The sequence below is a fragment of the Muricoccus vinaceus genome (assembly GCF_042433125.1).
Lineage (GTDB): Bacteria > Pseudomonadota > Alphaproteobacteria > Acetobacterales > Acetobacteraceae > Roseomonas > Roseomonas vinacea.
On the sequence record NZ_JBHLVZ010000084.1, the window covers coordinates 391,331 to 404,713 of the forward strand.

Annotated in this window: 14 protein-coding genes; 9 read left to right on the forward strand and 5 right to left on the reverse strand. The window is 71.7% G+C overall.

Translation table 11 applies throughout. The annotated features are described in order from the left end of the window. Window positions 1–57: 57 nt before the first annotated feature. From ACFFIC_RS24975 to ACFFIC_RS24985, 3 genes are read left to right on the forward strand one after another with little or no spacing between them, the layout of a single operon-like run. Window positions 58–519 (forward strand): hypothetical protein, encoded by a 462-nt coding sequence (locus tag ACFFIC_RS24975; protein WP_377055484.1) that lies wholly within the window; start codon window positions 58–60, stop codon window positions 517–519. A 6-nt stretch (window positions 520–525) separates the two neighbouring features. Further along, on the forward strand, window positions 526–1,272 hold the full coding sequence (locus ACFFIC_RS24980; RefSeq protein ID WP_377055486.1) for a DUF6065 family protein: 747 nt from the start codon (window positions 526–528) through the stop codon (window positions 1,270–1,272). A 19-nt stretch (window positions 1,273–1,291) separates the two neighbouring features. Further along, the gene (locus ACFFIC_RS24985; protein ID WP_377055488.1) at window positions 1,292–2,038 is read left to right on the forward strand and encodes a sulfite exporter TauE/SafE family protein; all 747 of its coding nucleotides are present in this window, start codon (window positions 1,292–1,294) and stop codon (window positions 2,036–2,038) included. A 7-nt stretch (window positions 2,039–2,045) separates the two neighbouring features. Here the strand turns inward: ACFFIC_RS24985 and ACFFIC_RS24990 are convergent, their stop codons facing one another. Both ACFFIC_RS24990 and ACFFIC_RS24995 read right to left on the reverse strand, forming a co-directional pair. Further along, window positions 2,046–3,401 carry an ATP-binding protein gene (locus ACFFIC_RS24990; RefSeq protein ID WP_377055490.1) on the reverse strand — a complete coding sequence of 452 codons (1,356 nt, stop codon included), beginning with the start codon at window positions 3,399–3,401 and terminating at the stop codon, window positions 2,046–2,048. A 25-nt stretch (window positions 3,402–3,426) separates the two neighbouring features. Then, window positions 3,427–4,146: a response regulator gene (locus tag ACFFIC_RS24995; protein ID WP_377055492.1), complete on the reverse strand. Its 720-nt coding sequence runs from the start codon at window positions 4,144–4,146 to the stop codon at window positions 3,427–3,429. Window positions 4,147–4,398: 252 nt separating this feature from the next. On the opposite strand from ACFFIC_RS24995, the gene ACFFIC_RS25000 reads away from it, so the two are divergent. Together ACFFIC_RS25000 and ACFFIC_RS25005 are read left to right on the forward strand one after the other, a co-directional pair. Beyond that, window positions 4,399–5,049 carry a DNA-3-methyladenine glycosylase family protein gene (locus ACFFIC_RS25000; protein ID WP_377055494.1) on the forward strand — a complete coding sequence of 217 codons (651 nt, stop codon included), beginning with the start codon at window positions 4,399–4,401 and terminating at the stop codon, window positions 5,047–5,049. Beyond that, window positions 5,042–5,443, forward strand: coding sequence for a VOC family protein (locus tag ACFFIC_RS25005; RefSeq protein WP_377055496.1), 402 nt, complete (start codon window positions 5,042–5,044; stop codon window positions 5,441–5,443). Before ACFFIC_RS25000 ends, ACFFIC_RS25005 begins: the two co-directional genes overlap by 8 nt. 10 nt (window positions 5,444–5,453) lie before the next feature. On the opposite strand, the gene ACFFIC_RS25010 is transcribed toward ACFFIC_RS25005, so the two are convergent. Continuing rightward, window positions 5,454–5,585 carry a hypothetical protein gene (locus ACFFIC_RS25010; protein WP_377055498.1) on the reverse strand — a complete coding sequence of 44 codons (132 nt, stop codon included), beginning with the start codon at window positions 5,583–5,585 and terminating at the stop codon, window positions 5,454–5,456. Window positions 5,586–5,774: 189 nt separating this feature from the next. Between ACFFIC_RS25010 and ACFFIC_RS25015 the strand changes: the two genes are divergently transcribed. The 3 genes from ACFFIC_RS25015 to ACFFIC_RS25025 all read left to right on the forward strand — a co-directional run bounded on the left by ACFFIC_RS25015 (window position 5,775) and on the right by ACFFIC_RS25025 (window position 9,042). Further along, entirely contained in the window at window positions 5,775–7,304 is a 1,530-nt protein-coding gene (locus tag ACFFIC_RS25015) for a circularly permuted type 2 ATP-grasp protein (RefSeq protein WP_456306968.1), read from the forward strand. Beyond that, on the forward strand, window positions 7,304–8,245 hold the full coding sequence (locus ACFFIC_RS25020) for an alpha-E domain-containing protein (protein ID WP_377055502.1): 942 nt from the start codon (window positions 7,304–7,306) through the stop codon (window positions 8,243–8,245). The genes ACFFIC_RS25015 and ACFFIC_RS25020 overlap by 1 nt, the downstream gene beginning before the upstream one ends. 65 nt (window positions 8,246–8,310) lie before the next feature. Further along, window positions 8,311–9,042, forward strand: a complete 732-nt coding sequence (locus ACFFIC_RS25025) for a peptidase (protein WP_377055504.1) — start codon at window positions 8,311–8,313, stop codon at window positions 9,040–9,042. A gap of 165 nt (window positions 9,043–9,207) precedes the next feature. Here ACFFIC_RS25025 and ACFFIC_RS25030 read toward each other — a convergent pair whose 3' ends face one another. Next, window positions 9,208–10,302, reverse strand: coding sequence for a catalase family protein (locus ACFFIC_RS25030; RefSeq protein ID WP_377055506.1), 1,095 nt, complete (start codon window positions 10,300–10,302; stop codon window positions 9,208–9,210). A gap of 145 nt (window positions 10,303–10,447) precedes the next feature. Here ACFFIC_RS25030 and ACFFIC_RS25035 point away from each other — a divergent pair, with 145 nt between their 5' ends. After that, a complete protein-coding gene (locus ACFFIC_RS25035; RefSeq protein ID WP_377055508.1) occupies window positions 10,448–10,645 on the forward strand; it encodes a hypothetical protein in 198 nt (65 codons plus the stop codon). Between the two features lie 9 nt (window positions 10,646–10,654). Here the strand turns inward: ACFFIC_RS25035 and alaS are convergent, their stop codons facing one another. Then, window positions 10,655–13,300 (reverse strand): alanine--tRNA ligase, encoded by a 2,646-nt coding sequence (alaS, locus tag ACFFIC_RS25040; protein WP_377055510.1) that lies wholly within the window; start codon window positions 13,298–13,300, stop codon window positions 10,655–10,657. Between the last annotated feature and the right edge of the window lie 83 nt (window positions 13,301–13,383).

The following is a 13,383-nucleotide window of genomic DNA, read 5'->3' on the forward strand; positions in this document are numbered from 1 at the left end:
ACAACCGGCCCGCCCTCCCCTTTTCTGCGGCCACTTCAGGGCATGAGGGACTGTTCGATGCGGCGGAACTGGGCGAAGTGGATCATGGTCGCGCTGCTGGCAGCCCCGCTTGCGGCGGCCGACGCGCAGCAGGGACCGGCACCGGCCGCCCCCCATGCCTGGCTCTTCGGCACCTGGACCGGCGGCATCTTCCCCGCCACCGAAACCGAGGGCGCCGACTGCGCGGCCCAGCCCACCGTCATCTTCACGCGCGACGTCATCATGCGCGTCTCGGTGCTCGAGGTGCCCTACCGGCAGCGCCTGATCGAGACCGTCTCGGGCGGCCCGGACGCGGTGGAGTTCCGCATGGCCCCGGCCAGCGCCTCCATCCCGCCGCTGGGCGGCCGGCTGCCCCCGGACAGCGCCTTCGGCTGCGCCAACCCCAACAACCTCCGGGTGGAACGCCGCGGCCCCAACGAGATCCTCTTTCCCAACTGCTCCGAATTTCCCAGCCCCCTCAAGCGCTGCACCACCCGCTGACCGTGCATGGCGGATGAGGCGCCCCCGATCGGGCTGACGGCGCACAGCCTGGGGGTCCCATCCCCCACCCTCCGCCCGGCGCCGGCGCGGCGGGACTGGATGGACGCCACCCCCCAGGGCTTCGCCAACCGCTGCCTGCCGCTGACCATGGCCAATGCCCATGGCTGGGAGGTGGTGGGCGAGGGCGCCTTCGAGGCCTGGTGGAACGGCGGCCCCAATGCCTCCGACATCACCATCCGCACGGAACGCGAGGGGCGCCCCGCCGCCGTCAGCCATTTCGGCTCGGGCGTGCTCACCTTCCACATCGACATGTTGTTCCGTACCGACCCTGGCTACAGCCTCTGGGTCTCGGGCCCGACCAACACGGCAAAGGACGGCATCGCTCCGCTGACCGGCGTGGTGGAGACCGACTGGTCCCCCGCCACCTTCACCATGAACTGGCGCTTCACCCGCCCGCGCCACCCCGTGCGCTTCGCCCCGGGCGAGCCCCTCTGCCTGCTTTTCCCGATCCCGCGCGACCTGATCGAGCGCGTGCGCCCGGCCATCCGCCCCCTGGCGGCGGACCCTGCCCTGGAGGCCGGGTACCGCGGCTGGAGCGCCTCCCGCGCCCGCTTCAACGCCGCGCTCAAGGAGCCGGGCAGCGAGGCCCGCGCCCAGGGCTGGCAGCGCGACTACCACCGCGGCCGCATCGGGGAAACAACGGCCGGCGACCACGTCACCCGCCTGCGCCCCTGCCCCTTCGAGGTTCCGTGAACTCCCGCCGCGGCGCCCGATGACCCTTCCCGGCCTGCCGCCCCTTCCCGAGCTCGCCGCGACGCTGGCCACCGCCCTCGTCGCCGGCCTCGCGCGCGGCTTCTCGGGCTTCGGCGCGGCGCTGATCTTCATTCCGCTCGTCAGCGCGGCGCTCGGCCCGCGCGTCGCAGCCCCGCTGCTCATGCTGGTGGACAACGCCGCCGCCCTGCCCCTCATCCCCGCCGCCTGGCGAACCGCCGACCGCCGGGAGGTCGCATCCCTCCTCGCCGGGGCCCTGGCGGGAACGCCCGCCGGCGCATGGCTCCTCCTGCACCTCGACCCTCAGGCGCTGCGTTGGGGCATGTGCGCCCTCGCCCTGGCCATGCTGGCGCTGCTGGCGTCGGGCTGGCGCTACCACGGCCGCCCGGCCCTGCCGCTCTCCCTCGGCGTCGGCGCTGCCTCCGGGCTGCTCTCGGGGGCGGCCCAGATGGGCGGCCCGCCGGTGGTCGCCTACTGGCTGGGCGGCGCCATCCCGGCGGCGCGCGTGCGGGCCAACATCGTGCTCTTCTTCGCCGCCAGCGGCGTCATCAGCGCCGCCACCTACCTCCTGGGCGGCCTGCTGACGGAGGAGGTGCTGGCCCTGGCCGCCCTGGCAGCCGTGCCCTACGGGCTGGGCCTCTGGGCCGGGGCACGCCTCTTCGGCAGGGCCAGCGAGGCCACCTTCCGGCGTGCCTGCTTCGTCCTCATCGCCCTGGCGGGCCTGCTCGGCCTTCCCATCCGAACCTGAGGGCGCCTCAGGCCGGCAGCGTCGCGACCGCCAGCAGGCCGCCCTCCGGCCGGTTTCGGAGCACCACGTCCCCCCCATGGGCGCGCAGGATGTTGCGCGCGATCGGCAGGCCCAGTCCCACGCCGCCCGTTTCGCGGTTGCGGCTCGCCTCCAGCCGGCGGAAGGGCTGGAACACGGCCTCCTGGCTTTCCTCTGGAATGCCCGGGCCTTCGTCCTCCACCCGAAGCTGGATCTGCGCCGCCTGGCCGACCTGGGGCGGCACCAGTTGCACCCGCGCGGCATTGCCATAGTTGGCGGCATTGGCCACGAGGTTCGCCAGCGCCCGCTTCAACGCGATCGGCCGCCCGCGCACCGTCAGTCGCTCCGGCCCCTCATAGGCGAAGGCCTCGGGCGGCGCGTAGGGCCTGGCGTCGGCCGCCTCGTCCAGCACGGTGCGGCACAGCGCCGCGAGGTCCAGCGGCACCGAAGGCTCGGCGGCCGCGTCGTCCCGCGCGAAGGCCAGGGTGGCATTCACCATGGCCTCCATCTCCTCCAGGTCCGACAGCATCTTCGCCCGCTGCTCCTCGTCCTCCATGAACTCGGCCCGCAGCTTCAGACGGGTGATGGGCGTGCGCAGGTCGTGCCCGATCGCGGCCAGCATCTGCGTGCGATCCCCCACGAAGCGCCGGATGCGTTCGGCCATGGTGTTGAAGGCATGGGCGGCGGTGGACACCTCGAGCGGCCCGTCCTCGGGCATGGGCGGCGCGTTCACGTCGCGCCCCAGCGCGTTCGCCGCCCGCGCCAGGTCCCGCACCGGCCGCGTCAGCCGCCGCGTCGCCCAGACGATCAGCAGCGCCGCCGCCGCCGTCATCAGCAGGAAGGCGATCAGGAAGGTCTCGGAATGCCAGGGCCTGAGCGGCGGCATGTGCAGCTTCAGGTTCACCCATTGGGACCCGTCCGGCAGCAGCGCCGCCACGTAGAGGGTGCCGAAGCCCATCCCCGCCTGCACCTCCCGCGCCCGCCAGCGCGGCGGTCCGCCCAGCAGGATCTCGGGGCGCACCATGCGCAGCACCTCGGGCGGCGCGGGCAGCATGCCCGACCGCACCCAGGGCTGGTCGTCGAGTCCCGCCTCCAGCCCGGTGGGCAGCTCCAGCTCCGCCAGCACGGAGGGGCGGCGGTCCGGCAGGGCCACCACCATGCTGCGCCACAGGCCGAACACCCGCGCCGACATCTCCCGCTCCATCGCCGCGCGCTGCAGGTCCACGCGGTCCAGCGCATGGATGGTCAGCCCCGCCGCCTGCACCGCCATCAGCGCCAGCAGAAGGAACAGCGCCGTGCGGGCCGCCAGCGTCCGCGGCAGGATGCGGCGGATGAGCCCCTTCATGCGGCCCGATGCCCCCCGGGGCGCCTCACGCCGCGCGCTCCACGTCCGCGGCCAGCACATAGCCGCCGCCGCGCACGGTCTTGATCAGGCTGGGGTTGCGCCCGTCATCCTCCAGCTTGCGCCGCAGCCGCGAAACGGCGACGTCGATCGCCCGATCGAAGGGCCCGGCCTGCCGCCCTCGCAGCAGGTCCATCAGCATGTCCCGCGTCAGCACCCGGTTCGGCCGCTCCACCAGAACCGTCAGCAGCTCGTATTCCCCGCCCGTCAGCGAAACCTCGGCGCCGTCCGGGTTCAGCAGCCGCCGCCGCTGCGGCTCCAGCACCCAGCCGCCGAAGCGGATCGCGCTGGGCAGCGGGTCGCGCCGTGGCCCCTCGCCGTGGGCGCGCCGCATCACCGCCCGGATGCGGGCCAGGAGCTCGCGCGGATTGAAGGGCTTGGCCACGTAGTCGTCCGCGCCCAGCTCCAGCCCGACGATGCGGTCCGTCTCCTCCCCCATCGCCGTCAGCATCACGATGGGCACGTCGGACTGCGAGCGCAGCCAGCGGGCGAAGTCCAGCCCGGATTCGCCGGGCATCATCAGGTCCAGCACCACGATGTGGTACCGGCCCAGCGGCCAGGCGCGCCGCGCCTCGCGCGCCTCGCGCGCCGTGGTCACGCGGAAGCCCTGCTTCTCGAGGAAACGGGCGAGCAGGTCGCGGATCTCGCGGTCGTCGTCCACGACCAGGATGTGGGGGGCGGGTTCCATGCCCTGTTACATAGCGCGCCCGGGCCCGGTGTCGCGGGGCGTGTTGTTACATTCCATGTCGGAACGGGCCGGCGTTGCCGGCTGTTTCACCATCCCGGGAACAGGCCTTGGATGGCGGCCCCGGAACGCCAGATATCGCCCCAACGGCGCCGCCCCATCCCCCCAATCCCCCGGGGCGCCGCCGGAGGAACGGCGGCGGGCATCCCGCATCCCCCCTTGTCGCGGCGCCCGCCGCCGTTCACCTCCCCTCTCATGAACGACCATCCGGCCTGGGCCGCCCCGGGCCTCCTCGGCCTGGCCCTGGCGGACCCGGCGCTGCACGGCGTCCTCGCCGCGGCCGGTCCCCTTCCCTGGCGCCGCCGCGCCCCGGGCTTTCCGGGGCTTCTCCGCACCATCTGCGGCCAGCAGATCAGCAACCGCGCCGCCGGCGCGATCTGGGCCCGCCTCCGTGCCCTTCCCGGCGCCCTGGATCCGGCGGGGCTGATGGCACTGGACGATGCCGTCCTCTGCGGCGTCGCCGGCCTCTCCCGCCCGAAGGCCGCCCATGCCCGCAGCCTGGCCACCGCCATCCTGGAAGGCCGGCTCCGCCTGGAGGACCTGGCCGGCATGGCCGACGAGGATGCGGTCGCCCACCTCTGCGCCATCCGCGGCCTCGGCCGCTGGACCGCCCAGGTCCACCTCCTCTTCGCCGAGGACCGCCCGGATATCTTCCCCGAGGGCGACCTCGCCCTGGCCGCCGCCCTGGCCCACCTGCGCGACCTGCCCGCCCGCCTTCCACCCCGCGCCCTGGCGGAAGCGGCGCGGGGCTGGCAGCCCTGGCGCTCGCTCGCCGCCCGCCTGCTCTGGCACCACTGGCGCCACGTCACGGGCCGCCCCGGAAAGGACCCCGAGGACGATGGATGACACCCCTCCCCCCGCCCTGGCGGAAGGCCGCACCATCACCTTCCTCTACACGGCGGACCTGCCCCGGCTCTGCCGCTTCTACGAGGAAACGCTCGGCCTTCGATGCGTGGTGGACCAGGGCCGGTGCCGCATCCTGCGCGCCAGCGCCACCGCGCTGATCGGCCTGTGCGACATTCCCGGCCGCCGCCTCGGCACCGAGGGCGTGCTGGTCAGCTTCGCCGTCGCCGACCTCGACGCGGCCATCGCCGCCCTGTCCGCCAGGGGCGTGACCTTCGAGGGTCCGGCCACCACCGGCATGGGCGGCACCGTTCGCAGCGCCTTCTTCCGCGACCCCCAGGGCTACCGGCTCGAGATCCAGTCCTTCATCCGCGGGGGCGCCTCGTGGCTGCCCTGATCGCGGCCCATCAGTAGCCCAGAGCCACCGCGGCCTCGCCGAGCGCCCAGAAGGCCGGGAACGCGATCACGAAGGCCAGCATGGCTTCGCGCAGGGCGTCGTTGGGGACGATGGGGCGGGTTGCGGCATGGAGATATCGCATGGGCATCAGTGAACAAAACATGAACTGATCGGGCAAGCCAAATCTGCAGCGGTACCCCGCCGCGCACGCGGACGTGTCCCAATCGAATCCGGAACAAAATCGTCGCCGTACCCCCCCTCGCCCGGCACGCCACTTGCTGCGACGATGGGAAGAGCGGCCCGTCCCGGCCGCAGCACACGGGGGGACACAGTGCCGGCCTTCGACGAGATGCATGAGGACGGAAAGGTCCGCGCGCCCTACGCGGGCATCGCGCGCTACCTGGAGGCGGCCGGCGGGCAGGAGCTGGAAGCCAAGCGGAGAGAGGCGGAGGTGCTGTTCCGCCGCATCGGCGTGACCTTCGCCGTCTACACCGAGGGCGGTGACCCCGAGCGCCTCATCCCCTTCGACGTGATCCCCCGGATCATCGCGCGCAGCGAATGGGACAGCCTGAAACGCGGCCTGGAGCAGCGCGTGCGCGCGCTCAACGCCTTCCTCGCCGATGTCTACGGGCCGCGACGGATCCTCGAGGCCGGCATCGTCCCCGCCGACCTCGTCCTGAAGAACGAGGGCTACCGCCCGATCATGGAGGGCTTCACCCCCCCGGGCGGCGTCTACACCGTGATCTCCGGCATCGACCTGGTCCGCACCGGCCCGGACGAGTTCTTCGTGCTGGAGGACAACTGCCGCGTCCCTTCCGGTGTCTCCTACATGCTGGAGAACCGCGAGGCGATGATGCGGCTCCTGCCGAACCTCTGCTCCGCCCATCGGATCGCGCCCGTCAGCCACTACCCCGAGGAACTGCTCGAAACCCTGAAGTCCCTCGCGCCCGCGGCCTGCAGCGGCGAGCCGACGGTTGTCGTCCTCACCCCCGGCCCGTTCAACTCCGCCTATTACGAGCATTCCTTTCTGGCCGACGAAATGGGCGTCGAGCTGGTGGAGGGCGCGGACCTCTTCGTGCGCGACCACACGGTGTTCATGCGCACCACCGCCGGCGCGCGCCGCGTGGACGTCATCTATCGCCGCGTGGATGACGAGTACCTGGACCCCAAGGCCTTTCTCGAGGAGTCCACCCTCGGCGTGCCCGGCCTGATGGCCGCCTACCTCGCCGGCCGCGTGACCCTGGCCAACGCCCCGGGCGCCGGCATCGCCGACGACAAGGCGATCTACCCCTTCGTGCCGGAGATGATCCGCTTCTACCTTTCGGAGGAACCGATCCTCCGCAACGTGCCCACCTACATGTGCGAGCGCGAGGAAGACCGCGCCTACGTGCTCGGCCACCTCGGCGAACTCGTGGTGAAGCTCGCCCGGGGCTCGGGCGGATACGGCATGCTGGTCGGTCCCCACAGCACCGCGGAGGAGCGCGACATCTTCGCCGCCCGCATCCGCGAGAAGCCCGCCGACTACATCGCCCAGCCCACCCTCGCCCTCTCCACCGTGCCCACCCTCAGCGCCGGCGGCATGGCCCCGCGCCACGTGGACCTCCGCCCCTTCGTGCTCTTCGGCCGCGAGCAGGTCCGCATCGTCCCGGGCGGCCTCACCCGCGTCGCGCTGCGGGAGGGATCGCTGGTGGTGAACTCCTCCCAGGGAGGCGGCACCAAGGACACCTGGGTGCTTGAGCAGGACCCGCCACCGATGAGCCAGTCCATGGGCCCGGGCGTGATGACCCAGAGCATGGGCGGCATGACCCAGAGCTTTGATGATATGGGCTTCGGCAAGCCCGGCCCCGGGAAGGCCCGCTGATGCTCGCCCGCACCGCAGACAGCCTCTTCTGGCTCGGACGCTACATGGAGCGCGCGGGCAACGTCGCCCGTGCCCTGAACGCCTCCCTCCGCATGGCAGCCCTCGCCGCCCCACGCGGCACGGAGGCCGCCGAATGGACCGCCCTCATCGCCGCCACCGGCACGGCCGGGCATTACCAGGAGCTCTACGGCGAGCCGACGCCCGACCAGGCCGCCCGCTGGCTCACGCTCGACACCCTCAACCCATCATCCGTCGCCGCTTGCTTCGAAGCCGCCCGCCGCAACGCCCGCGCCGTCCGCACGGCCCTCACCGTGGACATGTGGGAGGCGGTGAACGACGCCTGGATCGACATCCGCAAGCTCGACAGCGAGGCAGCCGCCGGCGACCGCCTGATGGGCTTCCTGGACTGGGTGATGTCGCGCGCCGTGCTGTTCAACGGCGCCGCCATGGACACCATGCTGCGCGACGACGCCTGGCGCTTCGTCCGCCTGGGCACCATGCTGGAGCGGGCGGACAACACCGCCCGCCTGCTCGCCTCCCGCGGAAACGCCTTCGCGCCGGGCACGGAGGCGGATGCCGCGAACCATGCGCAGTGGCAGACCATGCTGCGCTCCGTCTCGGCGCTGCGGGCGTATCAGCACATGTTCCGGGACCGCCTGCGGCCCGCCCGCGTGGTGGAGTTGCTGCTGATGCGCACCGAGCACCCCCGCTCCGTCTCCGCCTGCTACGAGGAGGTCAACGCCATCCTCAGCGTCCTCGCCATGTCCGACGGGGAGGACCGCGTGGCCTGCCGCCGCCTGGCCGCGGCGCTGCGCGGCCGCTGCGTGGCGCAAAGCCCGGCGCGGCTGATGGAGGGCGGCCTGCCCGACCTTCTCTCGGAGGTGGTGGACGGCAACGGCCGCCTGGGCACATCCATCGGGAAGTGCTTCCTGATCGGCTAGCAGCCCGCCGCAACAAAGGGCGGCTTGCGGTGTTGCCGTCCCACGCGGGACGGAGCGCTGCAACCATGACCTACTGCGTCGGCCTCTTCCTTCGCGATGGGCTGGTGATGCTGGGCGACACCCGCACCAATGCGGGCGTGGACAATGTCTCCACCTTCTCCAAGCTCTACACGACGGGGACCGAGGGCGAGCGCGCCCTTTGCCTTCTTTCCGCCGGCAATCTCGGCGTCACCCAGGCCGTCTGGAACCGCCTGGAGGAGGGGGTGACGCTGGACGACACGCCCCACACCCTGCTCAGCGTGCCCAGCATGTTCCGCGCGGCGCAGCTTGTCGGCGCCGCCATCCGCGCCGTCTACGCCGCCGACGGTCCCGCCCTGAAAGCCCAGGGCCTCTCCTTCTCCGCTTCCTTCCTGGTCGGCGGCCAGATCAAGGGCGGCCCGCCCCATCTCTTCCTCGTCTACTCCGCCGGCAACTTCATCCAGGCCACGCCCGACACCCCCTTCCTCCAGATCGGCGAGCACAAGTACGGCAAGCCCGTCATCACCCGGGTCCTGACCCACGACACCTCGCTCGGCGACGGCGTGAAGCTTGGCCTGGTCAGCATGGACGACACCATGCGAACCAACCTTTCCGTCGGACTGCCGCTCGACCTGCTGGTGTACCGCACCGACACGCTGACGCTGCCGCCGGTACGGCGCATCGGCGCCGAGGACTCCTACTTCGCGGGCCTTCGTGAAGGCTGGTCCAGCCGCATGCGCCAGACTTTCCGCGACCTCCCCTTGCCGGAATGGCTCTGAGCCGCTGGGGATGGCCGCCAGCCCTCCCCACCATGACCACGACGCGGCGGCACCCCACCAGACTCCTCCCCGCGCCAGGCGGCCGCTGATGGCCCGGGGGAAGATCCGGCGCTCAGGCCTGAACGCTTCCTCAGCCCGAGCAGCGTGCCGGGGGCGGGATCGCCGTCAGATCGGGATCTCTTCCGGGGTCCGGGGTTCGTGCATCGGGCAGCCGCTGTGCGCGGCGCGGAACCCCGATGACATCTCGTAGGCAGGCTTGCGCGCGCGGTTGATCGATCCGAGCGGCCTGTGCGCCGACAGCCCATGCCAGGGACTGAACGACATGCCGAGATCAACCGAACGGGAACGCGCCTCGTTCCACGAAGGCTGTGCCGGCACGCGGATGCGCGCCACCACGGCATATGGGCTTTCCTCTTCTGGCCAGATGACCGAGGAGTCCTCGATCGGCATCGTGTCCAGGTCGGTGCAAAGCTGCACCCTGAACTCCCATTCGGCATCCTGGGAGGCGAAGTAGGCCATGACCTCCTCGCGCAGCGCTTCCGGCCGTCCGGCGACGTCCACCTTGCGGTTCTTCAGCGCCTTGAGCATCGGCGTGACCGGCGCGACGGAATACTTCGCCATGTAGGGACCATGGAGGAAGGGCGTCGCGCTGTGGAAGGTTTCTCCCAGGATGTGAGTGTTCGGGTGCCCGCCCAGGGTGGTGAGCGTCGGGCTCTTGCCGCCCACGGCCTCCACCACCGTTTCCGCGCCGCGCAGCACAGCGGAGACTGCCTTCTTCAGGATCTGCGGCGCGTCGGTGGTCCTGGCGAGAAGTTTGGCACTGCCGAGGAAGGCCTTGGCGGTGGGCGCGGCGAAGGCGGGGGCGTTCACCATGACGAAGTCCTGCGTCCGCTGCTCCTCCGAGCCCGGCAGGCGCTCGCCCTCCACGCCCACCATCTTCACGGCCAGGCCGCGCGGGACGGAGATGCTGTCGTCCAGCAGGTCGCCGGGGTTGGTGGAGAAGCGCAGCACGACAGGGTAGGTGGCAGGCTTGGCGAAGACGCCTTGCGCGAAAGGCGGCGCGAAGCCGCCCAGGACCGTCATCTCGCCATGCAGCAGGCCGTGGCTCTTCGCGTGAACGGCGCGAACGGGGTAGCCGTAGTCCTTGAAGGTGGTCTCCACGATGCCCCGCATGGTGTCCGTCAGGTCGCGGGTGGTCTCGGCTTCCCCGGGCTCGGGGTGTTCGAATTCCGGCCGGTAGTGGATCGGCTGATGGATCATGGGACCTCCTGCGAACCGGGGCTCAACGCGCCGGATGCTGGAGCCGTTGCAAGATGCGAATGCAGCTGTGGCCGCGGCGCAACATCGCCCGAGGACTTCATCACGGGACTGTGAAGGTTCGGTGATCCCTTGTTAACGTCGTCGCATGAGCACCTTCCGAGCCCTCTCCCTCCCCGGTCGTGTTGTCCTCGTGCACGACATGCCCGACCAGATCGTGGTCTCCGAGTTCGACGCCGCCGAGGCGTCGACGCTCCTGCGCCAGATCGAGGACGCCCTGTCCAAGGTTCTGCGCGGCCTGTCCGAGCAGGCCGGCGGGCCGCTCTGCCCCGAAACGGTGGGCTGAGCGGCGCACTCAGGCCGCCAGCGCGCCGCGGATCGCGGCGAGGGCTTCGGCGGACCTGGTGCCCTCGGGGCCGCCGGCCTGGGCCATGTCAGGCCGGCCGCCGCCGCCCTTGCCGCCGACCGCGGCCGAGGCGGCGCGGACGAGGGTGACGGCGTCGGCCTTGCCCTTCGCGGCCTCGCCCACGGCGACGACGATGCTGGCCTTGCCCTCCGCGGAGGAGACGAGGGCGACGACGTCGGCGGTGCCGCCCTTGAGGATGGCTTCGGCGAGGCCCTTCAGGTCGCGTGGGGGGATCTCGCCGAGGTCGCGGAGGGCGACGCGGAGGCCTGCGACTTCCTCGACCTCGGAGGCGCTGCCGCCGGTGGCGAGCTTGCGGCGGAGGTCGGCGATCTCACGCTCGAGCTTGCGGCGGTCCTCCAGCAGGGCGGCGATGCGGGCGGGGACCTCGTGTGCCGGGACCTTCAGGGCGGCGGCGGTTTCGCGGAGGAGGCGCTCCTCCTCCTCGATGATGGCGAGGGCGGCGGGGCCGGTGACGGCTTCCACGCGGCGGACGCCGGCGGCGACGGCGCCTTCGTTCACGATCTTGAAGAGGCCGATGTCGCCGGTGCGGGTCACGTGGGTGCCGCCGCAGAGTTCCAGGCTGTAGACGCCGTGGCGGGAGGTGGCCTCGGGGTCGTGGGCCATGCCGACGACGCGGACCTCGTCGCCGTATTTCTCCCCGAACAAGGCCATGGCGCCGGCCTCGACCGCCTGCTCGGGGGTCATGAGGCGGGTGGTGACCTCGGCGTTCTCGCGGATGCGGGCGTTCACCTCCTGCTCCACCCAGTGCAGGTCCTCGGGGGACATGGGCGTGGGCTGGGAGACGTCGAAGCGGAGGCGGTCGGGGGCGTTGAGGCTGCCCTTCTGGGCCACGTGGTCGCCGAGCCGGCGGCGCAGCGCCTCGTGCAGGAGGTGGGTGGCGCTGTGGTGGGCGCGGATGGCGCTGCGGCGGGAGTGGGCGACCTCGGCGAGGACGGCGGCGCCGGTGCTGGCAGTACCGTGCTGGACGATGCCGATGTGGATGAAGAGGCCGAGCTTCTTCTGGGTGTCGCGGACCGCGATCTGCAGGCCTTCGGCGGTGATGAGGCCGGCGTCGCCGACCTGGCCGCCGGACTCCGCGTAGAAGGGGGTCTGGTTGAGGACCACCGAGATCTCGGTGCCCTCGGGGGCGGACTGGACCTCCTGGCCGTTGGCGACGAGGGCGAGGATGGAGGCCTCGGCGCGCTCGGTGGTGTAGCCCTGGAACTCGGTGCCGGTGGCGAGGCGTTCCTTGATGTCGAACCAGAGGGACTCGGTGGCGGCGTCGCCGGTGCCGGACCAGGCGGCGCGGGCGCGGCGGCGCTGCTCGGCCATGGCGGTCTCGAAGCCGGCGGTGTCCACCGGGCGGCCCTCGGCGCGCAGCGCGTCCTGGGTGAGGTCGAGGGGGAAGCCGAAGGTGTCGTAGAGGCGGAAGGCGACGTCGCCCGGGAGGGGCTGGCGGTCGCCGAGCTTCGCGGTTTCCTCGGCGAGGAGGCCTAGGCCGCGTTCCAGGAGGTGGCGGAAGCGGGTTTCTTCCAGGCGCAGGGTTTCGGTGATCAGGGCTTCGGCGCGGACCAGCTCGGGGTAGGCGGCGCCCATCTGGCGGTTCAGCACCGGAACCAGGCGGGGGAGCAGGGGGTCGCGCGCGCCCATCATGTGAGCGTGGCGCATGGCGCGGCGGAGGATGCGGCGGAGGACGTAGCCGCGGCCCTCGTTGGAGGGGAGGACGCCCTCGGCGATGAGGAAGGAACCGGCGCGGAGGTGGTCGGCGACGACGCGGTGGCTGGCCTTGAAGGGGCCGTCCGCTTCCTGGCCGGTGGCCTCGGCGGAGGCGAGGATGATCGCGCGGAAGGTGTCGGTGTCGTAGTTGTCGTGGACGCCCTGGAGGATGGCGGTGAAGCGTTCCATCCCCATGCCGGTGTCGATGCTGGGACGCGGGAGGGGGCGGCGGGTGCCGGCCGGTTCCTCCAGGTACTGCATGAAGACGAGGTTCCAGATCTCGATGAAGCGGTCGCCGTCCTCGTCGGGGGAGCCGGGAGGGCCGCCGGGGATCGCCTCGCCGTGGTCGTAGAAGATCTCGGAGCAGGGGCCGCAGGGGCCGGTGTCGCCCATGCGCCAGAAGTTGTCGCTGGTTGAGATGCGGATGATCTTGCTGTCGGGGAGGCCGGCGATCTTGCGCCAGAGGGCGGCGGCGTCCTCGTCCTCACTGTAGACGGTGACGAGGAGCTTTTCCTTGGGGAGCGCGAAGTCGCGCGTCAGCAGGGTCCAGGCGTGGGTGATCGCCTGTTCCTTGAAGTAGTCGCCGAAGGAGAAGTTCCCGAGCATCTCGAAGAAGGTGTGGTGGCGGGCGGTGTAGCCGACGTTGTCGAGGTCGTTGTGCTTGCCGCCGGCGCGCACGCATTTCTGGGCGGTGGTGGCGCGGTTGTAGGGGCGGCGTTCCGCGCCGGTGAAGACGTTCTTGAACTGCACCATGCCGGAGTTGGTGAAGAGCAGCGTCGGGTCGTTGCGCGGCACCAGGGGGCTGCTGTCGACCACCGCGTGCCCCTGGCGCGCGAAGTAGTCGAGGAAGGTGGCGCGGACGTCGTTGCTGCTGGTCATGGCGGTGTTGTTTGTTCCGATTCCTCGCGGGAACGCGACCGGGGCGTTTAGCCCGGTGGGGGGCGCTGCGTCGAGGGGCGGGG

Excerpts from the sequence above, each read along its gene's own strand:
- ACFFIC_RS24975 (WP_377055484.1), top strand. The coding sequence starts at position 58 with ATGCGGCGGAACTGGGCGAAGTGGATCATGGTCGCGCTGCTGGCAGCC.
- ACFFIC_RS24980 (WP_377055486.1), top strand. The coding sequence starts at position 526 with ATGGCGGATGAGGCGCCCCCGATCGGGCTGACGGCGCACAGCCTGGGG.
- alaS (WP_377055510.1), bottom strand. The coding sequence starts at position 13,300 with ATGACCAGCAGCAACGACGTCCGCGCCACCTTCCTCGACTACTTCGCG.
- ACFFIC_RS25010 (WP_377055498.1), bottom strand. The coding sequence starts at position 5,585 with ATGCGATATCTCCATGCCGCAACCCGCCCCATCGTCCCCAACGACGCC.
- ACFFIC_RS25000 (WP_377055494.1), top strand. The coding sequence starts at position 4,399 with ATGAACGACCATCCGGCCTGGGCCGCCCCGGGCCTCCTCGGCCTGGCC.
- ACFFIC_RS24985 (WP_377055488.1), top strand. The coding sequence starts at position 1,292 with ATGACCCTTCCCGGCCTGCCGCCCCTTCCCGAGCTCGCCGCGACGCTG.
- ACFFIC_RS25030 (WP_377055506.1), bottom strand. The coding sequence starts at position 10,302 with ATGATCCATCAGCCGATCCACTACCGGCCGGAATTCGAACACCCCGAG.
- ACFFIC_RS25025 (WP_377055504.1), top strand. The coding sequence starts at position 8,311 with ATGACCTACTGCGTCGGCCTCTTCCTTCGCGATGGGCTGGTGATGCTG.
- ACFFIC_RS25005 (WP_377055496.1), top strand. The coding sequence starts at position 5,042 with ATGGATGACACCCCTCCCCCCGCCCTGGCGGAAGGCCGCACCATCACC.
- ACFFIC_RS25020 (WP_377055502.1), top strand. The coding sequence starts at position 7,304 with ATGCTCGCCCGCACCGCAGACAGCCTCTTCTGGCTCGGACGCTACATG.
- ACFFIC_RS25035 (WP_377055508.1), top strand. The coding sequence starts at position 10,448 with ATGAGCACCTTCCGAGCCCTCTCCCTCCCCGGTCGTGTTGTCCTCGTG.
- ACFFIC_RS24990 (WP_377055490.1), bottom strand. The coding sequence starts at position 3,401 with ATGAAGGGGCTCATCCGCCGCATCCTGCCGCGGACGCTGGCGGCCCGC.
- ACFFIC_RS24995 (WP_377055492.1), bottom strand. The coding sequence starts at position 4,146 with ATGGAACCCGCCCCCCACATCCTGGTCGTGGACGACGACCGCGAGATC.